12 protein-coding genes and 1 tRNA gene are annotated in these 15,652 nt (G+C 64.2%); 4 read left to right on the top strand and 9 right to left on the bottom strand.

Translation table 11 applies throughout. The features are described from left to right. Positions 1–21 precede the first annotated feature (21 nt). Positions 22–1,614 (bottom strand): peptide chain release factor 3, encoded by a 1,593-nt coding sequence (locus HDC35_RS01065; RefSeq protein ID WP_184643028.1) that lies wholly within the window; start codon positions 1,612–1,614, stop codon positions 22–24. 77 nt (positions 1,615–1,691) lie between these two features. On the opposite strand from HDC35_RS01065, the gene HDC35_RS01060 reads away from it, so the two are divergent. Then, on the top strand, positions 1,692–2,330 hold the full coding sequence (locus tag HDC35_RS01060) for a hypothetical protein (protein ID WP_184643027.1): 639 nt from the start codon (positions 1,692–1,694) through the stop codon (positions 2,328–2,330). 509 nt (positions 2,331–2,839) lie between these two features. On the opposite strand, the gene HDC35_RS01055 is transcribed toward HDC35_RS01060, so the two are convergent. The 7 genes from HDC35_RS01055 to HDC35_RS01025 all read right to left on the bottom strand — a co-directional run bounded on the left by HDC35_RS01055 (position 2,840) and on the right by HDC35_RS01025 (position 10,842). After that, complete coding sequence (locus HDC35_RS01055; protein WP_184643026.1) at positions 2,840–3,979, bottom strand: acyl-CoA dehydrogenase family protein; 1,140 nt, start codon at positions 3,977–3,979, stop codon at positions 2,840–2,842. 106 nt (positions 3,980–4,085) lie between these two features. Next, the gene (locus HDC35_RS01050) at positions 4,086–5,279 is read right to left on the bottom strand and encodes an acyl-CoA dehydrogenase family protein (protein ID WP_184643025.1); all 1,194 of its coding nucleotides are present in this window, start codon (positions 5,277–5,279) and stop codon (positions 4,086–4,088) included. A gap of 174 nt (positions 5,280–5,453) precedes the next feature. After that, positions 5,454–6,353 (bottom strand): PAS domain-containing protein, encoded by a 900-nt coding sequence (locus HDC35_RS01045; RefSeq protein ID WP_184643024.1) that lies wholly within the window; start codon positions 6,351–6,353, stop codon positions 5,454–5,456. 115 nt (positions 6,354–6,468) lie between these two features. Further along, the gene (locus HDC35_RS01040; RefSeq protein ID WP_184643023.1) at positions 6,469–8,097 is read right to left on the bottom strand and encodes a TadG family pilus assembly protein; all 1,629 of its coding nucleotides are present in this window, start codon (positions 8,095–8,097) and stop codon (positions 6,469–6,471) included. A gap of 2 nt (positions 8,098–8,099) precedes the next feature. Next, on the bottom strand, positions 8,100–8,543 hold the full coding sequence (locus HDC35_RS01035; RefSeq protein WP_184643022.1) for a TadE/TadG family type IV pilus assembly protein: 444 nt from the start codon (positions 8,541–8,543) through the stop codon (positions 8,100–8,102). Positions 8,544–8,713: 170 nt separating this feature from the next. Then, on the bottom strand, positions 8,714–9,589 hold the full coding sequence (gene yghU, locus HDC35_RS01030) for a glutathione-dependent disulfide-bond oxidoreductase (protein ID WP_184643021.1): 876 nt from the start codon (positions 9,587–9,589) through the stop codon (positions 8,714–8,716). A gap of 74 nt (positions 9,590–9,663) precedes the next feature. Beyond that, entirely contained in the window at positions 9,664–10,842 is a 1,179-nt protein-coding gene (locus HDC35_RS01025) for a CaiB/BaiF CoA-transferase family protein (RefSeq protein WP_184643020.1), read from the bottom strand. Between the two features lie 140 nt (positions 10,843–10,982). Between HDC35_RS01025 and HDC35_RS01020 the strand changes: the two genes are divergently transcribed. Both HDC35_RS01020 and HDC35_RS01015 read left to right on the top strand, forming a co-directional pair. Beyond that, positions 10,983–14,216 (top strand): amidohydrolase family protein, encoded by a 3,234-nt coding sequence (locus tag HDC35_RS01020; protein WP_184643019.1) that lies wholly within the window; start codon positions 10,983–10,985, stop codon positions 14,214–14,216. Positions 14,217–14,308: 92 nt separating this feature from the next. Next, positions 14,309–14,398, top strand: a tRNA-Ser gene (locus HDC35_RS01015). A gap of 65 nt (positions 14,399–14,463) precedes the next feature. Here HDC35_RS01015 and HDC35_RS01010 read toward each other — a convergent pair. Beyond that, the gene (locus HDC35_RS01010) at positions 14,464–15,090 is read right to left on the bottom strand and encodes a Yip1 family protein (RefSeq protein WP_221438062.1); all 627 of its coding nucleotides are present in this window, start codon (positions 15,088–15,090) and stop codon (positions 14,464–14,466) included. 178 nt (positions 15,091–15,268) lie between these two features. On the opposite strand from HDC35_RS01010, the gene hspQ reads away from it, so the two are divergent. Then, positions 15,269–15,643: a heat shock protein HspQ gene (hspQ, locus tag HDC35_RS01005; RefSeq protein WP_184643018.1), complete on the top strand. Its 375-nt coding sequence runs from the start codon at positions 15,269–15,271 to the stop codon at positions 15,641–15,643. The last annotated feature ends 9 nt before the right edge of the window (positions 15,644–15,652 follow it).

Here is a 15,652-nt window from a genome sequence, read left to right as displayed (position 1 = left end):
TGGCGGAACTGGCCGGATCGATCAACCCGCGTCGGCGAACACCCGCTCTTTCGTCGCTGTAAAGCGGATCGCGGGGTGGCGCTGCGTTACATAGCCGACTTCCCATGCGTCCTTCGCCATGAACACCGGCGCGCCGTCGCGGTCGGTCGCCGAGGCCCCGCGATGGTCGGCCTGGAAGGCTTTCAGCGCCGCCGGATCGTCGCTCGCGATCCAGCGCGCGGTGTCCCACGGCGACTGTTCCAGCTTGGCCTCGACCTTATATTCGGCCTCCAACCGGCTGATCAGCACCTCCAATTGTAACTGGCCGACGACTCCGACGATCATGTTCGCGCCGATTTCTGGATAGAAGACCTGAATGATCCCCTCCTCCGCCATGTCGTCGAGCGCTTTTCTCAACTGCTTGGTCTTGGTCGGGTCGACCAGCGCGACGCGGCGCAGGATTTCGGGCGCGAAATTCGGCAGGCCGGTGATCGTCACATAGCTCCGCTCCGACAGTGTATCGCCGACGCGCAGCGTGCCGTGGTTCGGGATGCCGATGATATCGCCGGGATAGGCCTCTTCGGCCATTTCGCGGTCCTGCGCCAGGAACAGCATCGGGCGGCTGATCGCGATCGCCTTGCCCGTGCCGCCCTGCATCAGCCGCATCCCGCGTTCGAACTTGCCCGAACAGAGGCGCATGAAGGCGATGCGGTCGCGGTGCGCGGGATTCATATTTGCCTGCACCTTGAACACGAAGCCGGTCACGGCCTCGTCATCCGGCTGGACGGGCGCCGGTTCGGCGGGCTGCGGCTGCGGGCCCGGAGCATGCGACGCAAGGGCATTGAGCAGGTCGACGACGCCGAACTCCTTGAGCGCCGAGCCGAAATAGACCGGCGTCAGGTCGCCGCTGCGGTAGGCCGCCGCATCGAAAGACGCATAGCAGGCCGAGGCGAGTTCGGTTTCTTCCCTGAGCTGCGAAAGCGCGTCGGCGCTGAGCCGTGCCGCGAGCGCGTCGTCGTCGAGACCCGACACGCTGAAACGATCGCCCTCATACATGCGCGAGGCATCGCCGCCGGGCTTCATGATCGCCGGATCGACCAGGTCGTAAATCCCTTCGAACTGCCCGCCCATGCCCGCGGGCCAGTTCATCGGGCAAACGTCGAGCGCGAGCCGGTCGGCCACCTCGTCGAGCAGCTCGAACGGCGGCAGGCCCTCGCGATCGACCTTGTTGATAAAGGTGATGATCGGCACCGAGCGCAGGCGGCACACCTCGAACAGCTTCAGCGTCTGCGGCTCGATGCCCTTCGCGGCGTCGATCACCATCACTGCACTGTCGACGGCGGTCAGTGTGCGGTAGGTGTCTTCCGAGAAATCTTCGTGCCCCGGCGTGTCGAGCAGGTTGAACACCAGCCCCGCATGTTCGAATGTCATCACCGACGACGTCACCGAAATGCCGCGCTGCTGCTCGATCTTCATCCAGTCCGAACGCGCGCGCCGCGCGGCCCCGCGCGCCTTCACCTCGCCCGCCATATGAATAGCGCCGCCCGCGACGAGCAATTTCTCGGTCAGCGTCGTCTTGCCCGCGTCGGGGTGCGAGATGATGGCAAAGGTGCGGCGGTCGGAATGCTTGGACATGGCGCGGGCGCCTAGCAGGTGGCGGCAATTGTGGAAAGGGGCTGGCATCTGCGCGCTCGCCGCCGCATGGTCGCCGAATGCGAACGCTCCTTTTCGCCCTCGCGCTGATCACGACACCCGCCGCCGCGCAGGACTCGCCCTTTGTCGGCGAATATGCGCTGGCGGAGGGGCCCGATGTCGGCGGCGGCCTGCTGATCCGGACCGACGGACGCTTCCAATATGTCCTCGCCGCGGGCGCGCTCGACGAGCGCGCCGAGGGCCGCTGGCAAGCGCGCGGCGAAATGATTTGCCTGACCACCGATCCCAGGCCGGTGCCGCCCGCGATGCGCAAGGGGATGCCGCTCGCAATCGACGGCGCCGTTCCCACCTTGCTTGTCACCTGGCCCAACGGCCGCGGCGTCGCCGGCGTCGATTTCGTGATCGGCTTCGACAGCGGCGAAACGGCCGAAGGCTATACGCAGGACGATGGCTGGACGATGCCCGAGGGCGACAAGCGAATCCCGCGCTGGGCCGAACTGCGCGAGCCGATCTATGGCATCACCGCTCCGCGCTACGAACTGACCGAGGCCGACGGCGGCAAGCTGCGCGTGATCATCGAGCCCAATGATATCGGCGTGGTCGATTTTTCCGACGCCTGCGCCGAAAGAACGGACCATGGCCTGACGCTCCACCGCGCCGAAGGCGCAATGCGCTTCGTGCGACTGGCGGGGCAATAGCACGGCTGGTGACTGCGGAGCCGACACGCGTCAGCGGGATTTGTCCAGGATCGGTGCGGCGTGAGGACCGCATCTCGATCCAAAGGTCAGTAAAGGTCAGCCTTGTGCGCCGCCCGATTTGACGTCGCAGGGGTACGGGACGCGTCAGCCGCGACCGCATGCGCAAGCGAGCCAGCAACCGCCTTTATCTACCGCTTGAAAGAGCCGGTATGAACGCTGGCATAGCCGAATATTGTAGGAAAGGCCTTTTTGCCGGCGCCGGCTTTGGGGTGGTTAGCGGACGATAAAGTCCTCCATGTCGCGACGCGGTGGGGAGGGGGACCGCGCCCCCAGGGCGTGGTGGAGGGGCTGCAACGTCGCGCCATTTGCCCCTCCGTCAGCGCTTCGCGCTGCCACCTCCCCATGGCTTCGCCACAGGGAGGATTTATGGCAACTATCGATCGTGTGCCGTCGTCAACGGATACCGCGTCGCAACGCGATCCGAGCACGCCACCCGATCGCGCGCGCCGTCAGTCCGCCAGCACGATCCGTTCGTACCGGTCCATATGATGATCGACGCTGCCGAACTGGCCTTCGATTATCGTGGCGCGCTTGAAATAATGGCCGATCGCCAGTTCCTGCGTGATGCCGATGCCGCCGTGCGTCTGGATGGCATTCTGTCCGACGAAATTGGCGCCGCGTCCGACCTTTGCCTTGGCCGCCGAAACCGCCGCCATGCGTTCGTTCGCGGGCAGGCCCAGCTTCAGCGTGCCCATGATCGTCATCGACCGCGCCTGCTCGACCTCCATGAACATATCGACCATGCGGTGCTGCAACACCTGGAATTTCGCGATCGGCACGCCGAACTGCTTGCGCTGCTGCGTATATTCCAGCGTGCCTTCGTGCAGTTTCTGCATCACGCCGGTCGCTTCGGCGCACACCGCGACGGTTGCCTCGTCGACGGTCTGTTCAATGATGGGGAGGCCGGCACCCTCGCCGCCCAGCAACGCGTCGCCGGGGATCGCGACATTCTCGAAATAGATTTCGGACGCGCGGTTCCCGTCGACAGTCGGATAGTCGCGGCGAACGATACCCGGCAGGTTGGCGTCGATCAGGAACAGCGAAACGCCGTCGCGATCACGCTGGTCTCCGCCGGTGCGCGCGGTGACGAGCAGGTGCGTCGCCCAAGGCGCGGCATAAACGACGCCCTTGTGGCCGTTCAGCACATAACCGGCGCCGTCCTTTTTCGCCGTGGTGCGCAAATTCCCGAGGTCGTAGCGCCCCTGCGGCTCGGCATAGGCAAAGGCGATAATCGCATTGCCCGCGATAATCTCGGGGATCATCGCGTCGGCCTGCGCGCCGCCGACGGCCTTCAGCGCGCCGCCCGCTATCACCACGGTCGGCAGGTAGGGCTCGATCCCGATAACCTTGCCCAGTTCTTCCATCACGATGGCATTTTCGAGCGCGCCGCCGCCCAGCCCGCCATGCTCCTCGGCAAAGGAGGCACCCAGCATGCCGAGTTCCTGCGCCAGCGCGGTCCAGATCGCCGGATCGCGACCGCTGTCGGAATTGATGAACTTCTGGCGCATTTCGAAATCATAGGTGTCGCCCAGAAAGCGGGCGAGCGTGTCGCGGATCATGTCCTGCGTTTCGGTGTAGGTGAAATCCATTTCGTCTATCTCTTTTCCGTGTTCCCGGGCGCAAGCCGGGGCCCATTGCCGCACACGGCCCTCAGGGCCGATGGAGACCCCGGACCGGGTCCGGGGTGGTTTCGGGTCAGAGCCCCAAAACCATCTTCGCGATGATGTTGCGCTGGATCTCGTTCGATCCGCCATAGATCGTCGTCTTGCGCATGTTGAAATAGGTCGGCGCGGCGCGGTGCGCATAATCGGGCCCGATCGGATGCTCGTTGTCGCCCTCTCCGAATCCGCGGAAATAGGGGGCGCCATAATGGCCGACGGCTTCGAGCGTCAGTTCTGTCAACCGCTGCTGGATTTCCGACCCCTTGATCTTGAGCAGGCTCGATTCGGGTCCCGGTCCCTTGCCCGCATTGGCGCCGGCAAGGCTGCGCAGTTCGGTAAATTCGAGCGCGGTCAGGTCGACCTCGAGGTCGGCGAGCTTGCGCTTGAAGAAAGCGTTGGCGATCAGCGGCTTGTCGCCGTCGAGTTCGGTGCGCGCGATTTGCTTCACCTTCTCGATCCCGCGCTTCGACGCGGCGACGCCGGCGATGCCGGTGCGTTCGTGCGCGAGTAGGAACTTGGCGCAGGTCCAGCCCTTGTTTTCTTCATAGACGCGCTGCGACTTGGGAACGCGGACGTCCTCCAGCCACACTTCGTTGACTTCATGCTCGCCGCCCAGCGTGATGATCGGGCGCACGGTGATGCCGGGCGATTTCATATCGATAAGCAGGAAGGAAATGCCTTCCTGTTGCTTGGCGTCCTTGTCGGTGCGGACGAGGAAGAAGCCCCAGTCGGCGTGCTGCGCCAGCGTCGTCCAGGTTTTCTGCCCGTTGACGATATAATCGTCGCCATCCGAAACGGCCGTGGTGCGCAGGCTGGCAAGATCCGACCCCGAACCCGGTTCCGAATAGCCCTGGCACCACCAGTCCTCGCCCGACAGGATGCGCGGCAGGAAATGGGCTTTCTGCTCGGGCGTGCCGAAAGTGTAGATGACCGGACCGACCATCGCGAGGCCAAAGGGCATCAGGCGGATACAGTCGGCGCGCGCGGTTTCCTCCGACCAGATGAAGCGCTGCGTCGGCGTCCAGCCGGTGCCGCCATATTCGACCGGCCACGCGGGCGCGATCCAGCCCTTTTTGTGCAGGATCTTGTGCCAGGCAAGGAAGTCTTCCTTGGACAGCTCCTCGCCTTCATCCTGTTTTCCGCGGAGTTCCGCGGGGTAATTTTCGGCGATGAACTGGCGCACTTCCTGCTGGAAGGCCAGGTCTTCGGGGCTGAACTCCATGTCCATGACGATTCTCCCTTGGGCAATTGCGCCCTTATATTATCGGTTCACGCTTACGTAAAGGTAAGTTGTATTTCGCTACGCACTGCGCGGCAACCTCGCCAACTTCCAGCCCCTTGTCCAGCACGTCGACGCGCCCCCGCGCAGGCGGAGTGAGTAAAAGGCTTTCGGGGATGATTGTCAGTCTGCGCGCGCGCGGGTGACGAGGACGATGGCGCCTTCACTTGCATAGGCGCCGCGTATTTCGGCGATCGACAGGACCACGTCGAGCGCCTCCCCCTCGCGCGTCACGATTTGCGACGCGACGCGAACGGGTTGGCCGCTGCGGAAAACGCCCTCTATCGCCTCGGCAAACGCCGCGCGGCGGCCGAGCGCGAGGAGCGCGGAAAACCGGACCCGGCGGATCGCGACGGCGTCGACGCCGACCATCCCGGTCAAGGTGTCGTTCGCTGCTTCGATCGTTTCGCGCACCGAAAGCCGGGCGTGTCCGATCGCGCCATCGATATCCACCGCGGTCGCAAGCGCCTGCCGCATGTCGGCCGATGCGAAGCTTTCCATCGCGTCGCTGACGTCGCGCAACAAAATGGCCCCGCCAACCGGCAGGGGGACGAGGTCGATGTGCAGCCACTGGCGCGGACGCAGGATGCCGGGGACATCCCCCGAAAAGCGCTCGCGATGATCGATCAGCCGGATGATGCGCTGGAACAGCAGGCTTTCTGCCAGTTGCGGCAATGCCGATGCAAGATGGTCGCCGATCAGCGAGGCGGCGGGACGCTCGGCCATGTCGCTGGCTGCCGGATTGACGGACAGGATGCGCCATTCGCGATCGATCACGATTGCGCCGTCGCGCAGACAATCGACGATCGACGCAAGCGAGTCCTGCAGATTGCCCGCCGGCGCCGGGCCGGTTTGGCTATCGCCGCCGAGACGGCGATAATCGTCGAGCGATATCAGGACATGCGCATCCTTGCCGTGATGCGTCACGACCACGGGTTTGCGTGCAGATTGAAGCCGCCAGTTTGCGAAACCCCGTATGAATTCTGCGGCCGATACCCTTTGCGGCTCGTGCGCTGTCGCCATGATCCTGTCCCGAACGCTGCGGATGGTACGGATATTATGGGCGATATCGTGACGGGGTCGCATGGCAGCTTCGCCCGATTTGGCTCGACGTCGCCGTTCTGGTGCCGAACCGGCGTCAAACCAGTTTTGCCTTGCCGCAACGCAACGCGTTGATTCGCGAATCGGCCTGACCGATCTGGACGCCGAGCAATCCCGTGAGGTCGGACAACACGCCGTCGATTGCCGGCGCGGCGAGGCCGACTGTTTCGCCGACCACTCCCGTCAGCGCCTTGAGGTCCAGCCCGAGACCGAGTGCATTGACCCGCAGTTCCATCCGGTCCGCCAGCGACTTCGCCGCGCCCGCCACGAGCCCGGTGCTCGATACGGTCTTGACCTTCCCGTCCTCGATGTCGCTACGCGAGAAATCGACCTGTTTTTCGTTCAGATCGGACAGGACCAGTTCGGCTTCGGCATCGACGCTGACGAGCGGCAATTTCACGACGCGCGCACGTTGCGGATCGAGTGGGCGTTGCATGTCCTGGAAATCCGCCTCGGCGACCGTCCCGAGCGCCACCTTTGCGGGGGACGTGACGACCGCGAGCGATACCGCCGCACTGCTGTTCGGCGCACAGTCGATATCCGAAATCCGCGCCGAGGCCGATCCGAGTTCCGCCAGAACCGGCAGATGGATGCTCGCGAGCGGCGTCGCAATGCGCGTATCGAGCATGAGCCGCACCTGCGCGGTCCGCACGACCACATCGTTGGTATCGGTCACCGCGATCAGCGGCGCGTTGGCGGGCGGTTCGCCGATCATCAACGCGATATCGATTCCCGATCCGCCCGGCAAATTGCTTTCGACCGACAGATCGACCTGTCGGTTGGCGTTGCCGAGCAGCAACATCGTGCGCAGCAAGCCGAGCGCATTAACCTTGACCGGATTTGCCGCATCGACGCGAATGCCCGACGATCGCGGCCCGAGATCGATCGCCCGGGAGGGCAGCAGGGCACGCGGCAGGGCGCGGTCGGCAATATGTTCGAGTGCGGAAGCTGTCCGGCCGTCCGAGGCGCGCGCGAGGGCCGAGACGACTTGCGGCAACGTCACCTGCGTATCGAGCGTTTGGCCGAAGGTCAGCACATCGGCGCCAATCTCGGTGCGGAGCGCATCGGAAAAGGCAAGCAGATCGATGTCGGTGCTCGCGAGCGCGTTATAGTCCATCAACGAGAGGCTGAGCTGGCTGCCCGTCAGCCCCGAGAGCAGGGCATTGGGCAGTCCGCCGTTGACCGCCGCCACCCGCGAACCGAGGGAGAATGCAGCATAGCCACGCCGCGCACCGGTCGCGGTGGCGCGAATGAGGGTGTCGTTTCGTCCCGTCAAGAAGCTGCCAAAGAAGAGCGGGCGGTTCCGCGTCACGACGATCCGCACGGCGTTGGGTGAAGCCCCCCCCTCGGCGAACCGTTGTTCGGCCGGGATCCCGGGGTCGGCGACATAGGTGCCGGGCGTAAGCGCGGATATCCGGATGTCGCAATCGCAATTCGCGGCGATTATGCGCTCTGCGGCCGCACGCTCCTCGCCGGGCCGCGCGGCTGCCGAGAGGGCTGCTGCATCGGCAATGCCCTGCAGTTTCCGACGGTCGAGATAGAGCGAGCCGACATCGACCGCAAGCGCCGCCGATCCGATCAGCATCGTCATCCCGAACGCGACCGATATGCTGACGCCCGCATGGCGATTACCGATCAATCGGCGAAGAGGGAAAGCCTTGGCCATGTTCAGTCCACCGGGAGTTCGAAGGTCGCGCGGGCGCGGATGATGTTGCCCGGCGACGGCACGAACGCCGATCGCAGGAAACTGTCTTCGGGAACGGTAAAGGTGACGGCGACGGTGATCGCTCCCGCGGTTTCCGAAACGGCAACCGCGTGCGTTCCAGTCACAGCCCCAAGACTGCGCCCCACCGCCCGTGTCGCGACGGCCCGGCGGTCGGCGGCGTCCAGCCCGGCGATCGAAGCCCGCGCGCCGTCGTTCGCCGCCTGCTGGACGCTGTGCGCGAGCATGAAATATTGGCCGTAGACGAGGACGCCCATCAGCAACGCGAGGAGCAGCGGCAGCACCAGCGCCATTTCGACGATGGCGGCGCCACGCTCCTCGCGCGCCAGGGTAAGGCCGCTTGAGGCGGGATTGCGGACGCGCCGCGCAAGTCTGATCGAACCTGTCATGCCGCAAGCATGGCGCGGCGAAATAAAAGCGGCGTCGAGAAAACTCGGCGCCGCTTTTGCATATTTTACATATTTGTCGCCGGCATCGATCGCCCCGATTTCGGCAGGTCGATGGCAGGGCTTAAGAGAGGGCTAATTGTCCGGCGCGGCCATTGCGCAAAAAATGCGCATCATTCGGCGTCCTGCAACTTGTCCTGCGTCTTGAGGTCGAAGTCCGACGCATCGTGACGTTCATGGAGCTGGCTTGCGGGATCGCCCGTAACGCGATTGACCATCCGGCCGCGCTTTACCGCCGGACGCGCGGCGATCTGGTCGGTCCAGCGTTGGACATTCTTATAGTCGTCGACCTGCAAGAACTCGCCGGCGTCATAGACGAGCCCTTTGGCCAGCGCGCCATACCAAGGCCAGATCGCCATGTCGGCGACCGAATAATCGGTGCCGGCGATATATTCATTATCCGCGAGGCGCCGGTCGAGCACGTCGAGCTGGCGCTTCACTTCCATCGCATAGCGGTTGATAGGATATTCCTGCTTGAAGGGCGCATAGGCAAAGAAGTGGCCAAAGCCGCCGCCGAGGAAGGGCGCGCTGCCCATCTGCCACATCAGCCACGACAGGGTTTCGGCGCGCGCCGCGGGTTCGGCCGGCAGGAAAGCGCCGAATTTTTCGGCGAGGTGGATCAGGATCGCGCCCGATTCGAACACGCGAATCGGGTCAGGACCACTCCGGTCGACAAGCGCCGGAATCTTGCTGTTCGGGTTGGCGCCGACGAAGCCGCTCGAAAACTGGTCGCCCTCGCCGATATTGATCAGCCAGGCGTCATATTCGGCCCCGCTGTGCCCCGCCGCGAGCAATTCCTCGAGCATGACGGTGACCTTCACGCCATTGGGCGTGCCGAGCGAATAGAGTTGCAGCGGATGTTTGCCGACCGGCAAATCCTTGTCGTGCGTCGGCCCGGCGATCGGGCGGTTGATGTTGGCGAAACGTCCTCCGCTTTCCTTGTCCCATGTCCAGATTTTGGGCGGCACATATTCGCTGTTGTCGATCATCGGAGGCTCCTGGGCTGATTTTTATACTGACCGGTAATTTAATGGGTGGCGGCCTTTTGTCCACCCTTCCCCGCTCAAATTATCTTCGCGGCGCGCAGAGCCGTGATCGCGTCGGCGTCATAGCCTAGTTCGGCGAGGATCGCGTCGCTATGCTCGCCGACCTTCGGCGCGCGCACCGGATCGGCCTTCTCGCTGCCGGAAAGGACCATGGGCGCACGGATGATGGGAACAGGCGCGTTCGCGCCCGGATAGTCCACCGGCTCGACCAACCCCATCGCCGCCACCTGCGGCTGCGCGAGTGCTTCGCCCGGCCGGAGGACCGGCGCGGCGGGAATGCGCGCCGCCCCCATCTCGGCGATCGCCTGGGCGCTCGTGCGATCGGCGCACCATCGCTGCATAATCGTACTCAGTTGCTCGCCATTGTCGCCGCGCAATATGTCGCTGGCGTAGCGCGGATCGTCCACCAGTTCGGGATGGCCGACCAGCGTCGCCCACCGCGCGAAGATGCCGCTGCCGACGATTTGCGTGACAATCCAGCCGTCGCGGGTGCGGAACAGGTCGGTGGGCCCCGAACTGAAGCTGCGATTGCCGATCGGTTGGCGGTCGATGCCGTTTAGCGCATGGTCGATCGTCAGCGCGTTCGACAGCGCCAGCGCAGTACCGAGCAGCGATCCCGACACGCATTGCCCCCTCCCCGTCGCCTCGCGCTCGCGCAGCGCGAGCATCACGCCGAACGCGCAGTGGAGCGCGGTGCCGAAATCGACATAATTGACCTGCGCGCGATAGGGCTGGTCAGATGTTCCGGTGAGATGCACCGTGCCCGACATCGCCTGCCCCACGGCATCGAATCCGACACGGCTAGAAAGCGGGCCTTCGCTGCCGAACGCCGACGCGGTCGCGAGGATCACGCGCGGGTTGATCGCGGCGAGGCTGTCGTAGTCCAACCCGAGTTTGACGAGCGCATCGTGCGGGAGGTTGGCGACGACGACATCGGCGGTTTCGATAAGGCGGCGCACGATCTCGCGGCCTTCGGGGCTGCCCGGTCTCAGCGTCAGGCAGCGCTTGGCGCGGTTCATCTGCATGAACATCGCCCCCGACCCGTCCTCGGCCACCGGTACGGTAAAGCGATCGTCATTGCCGCCGGGGGCCTCGATCCGGATCACGTCGGCCCCATAATCGGCGAGAAGCGCGGCGCAGTAAGGGCCGGCGATATAGCGGCCGAAGTCGACTACCCTAATTCCCTTTAACGGCACGCCTGTCCCCTTCCCTATATCGCTCTTTCGACCGGGCTAGCAGTCGCCCGTCGACGCTACCAGTTCTTCGTCGAAACCTGTCGCTTGCATGTTCGCCGCCAGAGCATATGGTATACGAAAATTCAAACAGGGGATGCTTCATGACGCGCTTCGCTCTCGCTCTCGCGGCGACTTTGGCTTGTTCGACCTCGGCTTGGGCTCAGACGGCCCCCCCGTCCCCGGACGCCAAACCTGAGAAATGGGACGTCAATGCGCCGCCCGGCATGGTGACGCGCAAGGTACCGATCGCGGTGGACGAGGGCAGCTGGATGAACGTCGACGTGGCGCCGGATGGCGGCACTATCGCCTTCGATCTTTTGGGCGATATTTACACAATGCCGATCGCGGGCGGCACGCCGACGCGTATCGCCGAGGGCCTTGCCTACGAGCACCAACCGCGATTCTCGCCCGACGGCACGCGCATTGCCTTCGTTTCCGATGCCGGTGGCGGCGACAATATCTGGCTGATGAACCGCGACGGCAGCGACAAACGCCAGATATCGAAGGAGGATTTCCGCCTGCTCAACCAGCCGAGCTGGAGCCCGGACGGCCAGTTCATCGTGGCGAAAAAGCATTTCACGACCGGCCGCTCGCTCGGCACTGGCGAGGTGTGGATGTATCACGTCTCGGGCGGCGCCGGGGTCCCTTTGGTCAAGAAGCCGAACGAGCGTCACCAGAAGGAACTCGGCGAGCCGACCTTCGCGCCCGATGGCAAGGGCGTCTATTACACGCGGAATGTAACGCCGGGCCCGATTTTCGAATATGCGCAGGACAGCAACACCGACCTCTTTCATATCGAACGCTACGATCTGAACGATGGCGAAGTGACCACGGTCGCCGGCGGCCCGGGCGGCGCGGTCCGGCCGTCGCCCTCCCCCGACGGCAAACGCCTCGCCTATGTCCGCCGCGAAGCGACCCAGTCGAAACTCTATGTGAAGGATCTCGCGTCGGGCACCGAGCGCAAGGTTTACGATGCGCTCGACCAGGATGTGCAGGAAACCTGGGCGGTCACCGGCGTCTATCCGAACATGAGCTGGACCCCTGACAGCAAGGACATCGTCTTTTGGGCGGGCGGCAAGCTGCGGCGCGTCAGCGGCGATGGCGGCGAGGCGCGCGTGATCCCATTCGCGATCGACGACGACCGCGTCATCATCGACGCGACGCACCCCACCGTCGATGTCGCCCCCGACAGCTTTACGACCAAAATGCCGCGCTGGGCCGAAGTGTCGCCCGATGGGCGGAGTGTCGTGTTCGAAACGCTCGGCAAACTGTGGGTGAAACCCGCGACCGGCGGCGCGGCGCGGCGCCTGACCGACGCCAAGGACGGCTCCTTCGAGCTGTGGCCGAGCTGGTCGCGCGACGGGCGGCAAGTCACCTTCGTTCGCTGGACCGATTCCGGGCTGGGCGAGGTCCACGTCGTCGCCGCCGGTGGCGGTGCTTCGCGCAAGGTCACGGCGACGCCCGGCCATTTTGCCGAACCGCGTTTCTCGCCGGATGGAAAGACGATCGCCTTCGAAAAACGCGGCGGCGGCGGCCTGCGGTCCGAACGCTGGGGCGAGAATCCGGGCATTTACCGCGTCGCCGCGGCGGGCGGCGACCCGCAGCGCGTCAGCGACAATGGGGCCAAGCCGCAATTCGGCGCCGACAACGAACGGATCTTCATGGTCGCGAGCGCCGACGGAAAGAGCCAGCTGGTCAGCACCGATCTGCACGGGCAAGACAAGCGCGTCCACGCCAGCGGAGAGCTTGTCAGCGATTATGAGATCTCGCCCGATGGCCGCACCCTCGCTTTTCGGCAGAATTACGACGCTTACGTCACCCCGCTTATGCCGGGTGGACAGGATGTGACGCTGAGCACCAAGAGCGCGGCGCTTCCGGTAACTCGCGTCAGCGGCAGCGGCGCCGATTATGTCCACTGGTCCAACGGCGGGAGCAAGCTGCATTGGAGTCGCGGGCCAACGCTTTACAGCGCCGACCTCGCGAGCTTTTTCACCAGCGCGCCGCCCGACGACAAGGCGCCGAAATTCGCCCCGCCGACTGAGGGCGTGTCGCTGGCGATGACGCAGGCTTCGGCCAAGCCCAAGGGCACGGTGGTCGTGACCGGAGCCAGGATCGTCACCATGGCAACAAAGGATGGCGGCATCATCGACAATGGGGCAATCGTGATCGAGGGGGATCGCATTACCGCGGTGGGGCCGGCAGGCGCCATCGCGGTGCCAGCCGGCGCGACCACGGTCGACGCGACGGGCAAGACGATCGTCCCTGGTTTCGTCGATGCGCACGCCCATGGGCCGCACGGCGACGACGAACTGGTGCCCCAGCAGAATTGGTCCGAAATCGCCAATCTCGCGATGGGAACGACCACGAGCCACAATCCATCATCGCGCGCATCGGAAATCTTCGTCTCCTCCGAGATGCAGCGTGCGGGCCTGATCCTTGCGCCGCGCATCTTTTCGACCGGTGAAGTCATCTATGGCGCGAAAGCGGCGGGCATTTATGCCGAAATCGAAAGCTACGAGGACGCGCTCGCGCATGTGCGCCGGTTGAAGGCGCAGGGGGCGCACAGCGTCAAAAACTACAATCAGCCACGCCGTGAACAGCGCCAGATGGTCGTCAAGGCCGCGCAGGCCGAGGGTATGGAGGTCGTGCCCGAGGGCGGATCGCTCTTCACGCAGGACGTATCGTTGATCCAGGACGGCAATTCGACGGTCGAGCATAATGTTCCGCTGCATGTTTTCTACAATGATCTCGTCCAGCTCTGGGGCCAGACCAATGTCGACTATACGCCCACACTCGTCGTCACATACGGCGGGCCGGCGGGCGATCCCTATTGGCGCGCGCACACCAATGTGTGGGAGCAACCGATCCTGTCGCGGCACGCGCCGCCAGCCGAATTGGCCGCGAACAACAAACGCCGCGTGATCGCGCCCGAAGGCGACTATGTCGACGATGATTCGGCCCGCCAGTCGTGGAAGATCGCTCAGACGGGCCGGATGGTCTCGATCGGCGCGCACGGCCAGCAGGCGGGCCTGGGCGCGCATTGGGAAATCTGGTCGTTCGTCCGCGGCGGCTGGAGCAATATCGACGCGCTGCGCGCGGCGACGATCATGCCCGCCACCTCATTGGGCTATGGCAAGGATGTCGGATCGATCGAGGCGGGCAAACTCGCCGACCTGCTGATCCTCGATGCTGACCCGACCCAGGACATCCGCAATACCGAGAAAATCCATCGCGTGATGCTGGGTGGGCGGCTCTACGATCCGCTGACGATGAACGAAGCCGAGACGGGCGACCGCAAGCGCCAGCCCTATTGGTGGGAGGCCGACAAGCCCTGACCGGCGCACCCTTCCGGCGGCGGACCTGCGAAATTGTGACGAGAGGGTTGCAAGTCTCGCGGACCGCCGCTAGGGGCGTCTCCTCTCAGCGAGGAGAGTTGGCTGAGTGGTCGAAAGCGTCGCACTCGAAATGCGAAGTGCCGGCAACGGTACCGAGGGTTCGAATCCCTCACTCTCCTCCATTTTTCCCTGAATTCGACCACTGGCAAGCGCCGCCCGGCTTGCGCCGGGACGGCCGGATGATCGTTCAGCCCCTGATGCTGAGCAGCGACGGTGCCGTCAAAGATGCGACGACGGCCCCGACGATCAAGAACAGGACGATCGCGACGATGACGACGACGGCGGTGTAGCCCAGCGCCTTGTCTTCGGGCGACTTCATCAGCACCGGAAGCCCCAGATAGAGAAGATAGAGGCCGTAGAGGCCGAACAGCGCGCCGATCAGCCCGAGTGCCGGAACAAGCCCGAAAATGGCGCCCACCCAGCCCGCGGTTCCAGAATAGGCGGCGACCTTCAGCGCCTGGGTCTGATCCTTCTGCCCGCCGAAATTGGATGCCAGCCCGTCGATGACGAGGGCGAGGATGAAGACAGTCGCGAGCGTCAGGCCGTAGGATAAAATCGCCGAGCCCAGGGCGGCTCCAATTGGCGGGTGATAGGTGACGCCGAAAGCGGTAAAACCGAAAACCTGCCCGCCGATAAACTGCGCGATCGGCCCGATCGCTGCGAGAACGACGACATAAGGGACATAGATCGACTGCGTCGTCGCCGGTTCGGCTGCGATGACCGGCCATGTTTCCCTGGGCTTGAGGAGGATATCTTTCGCGCGCTGGACGATGCCCGATGCGGGTCCGGATATATTGGGTGGAATCTCAGCCATAATGCTTCTCCCCTGAAGATGCGGCCCGCAACCCGAACGGGAAATGCACAAGCCAGAGGAGCAATTTAGCCCGATTGGCCAGTCCATCTGTAACGCTGATCACAGCCGATTCGGCAAAGCGCGGCGCCTGCGAATGTAACGGACTTGAAACAGGCGTAAACCGCCATAGATTGACTCTATGACACCCGAGTCCTCTTCCGAACTTCCCATAACCGTTACGGCACCGCTTATCGGCCGCGCGCACTTCGCGCCGGGCGACATCGTGCGCCATCGCATGTTCGACTTTCGCGGCGTCGTGTTCGACATCGACCCCGTCTTTGCGAATACCGACGAATGGTATGAAGCCATTCCCGAAGAAATCCGCCCCTCGAAAGAGCAGCCCTATTATCACCTGCTCGCCGAAAACGGCGATTCGTCCTACATCGCCTATGTCAGCCAACAAAATCTGATCGCCGATGGCGACGGCGGCCCCATCGATCATCCGCAGATCGAGGCGATGTTCGACGGGCTCGACCAGGGACGCTACCGCGTCCGCGCGCTCCACCGCCACTAAACAAACGGC

It is taken from the genome of Sphingopyxis sp. JAI128 (assembly GCF_014207235.1).
Lineage (GTDB): Bacteria > Pseudomonadota > Alphaproteobacteria > Sphingomonadales > Sphingomonadaceae > Sphingopyxis.
The sequence above is the reverse complement of the archived record's forward strand: the minus strand, read 5'-3'. Positions and strand labels throughout refer to the sequence as shown.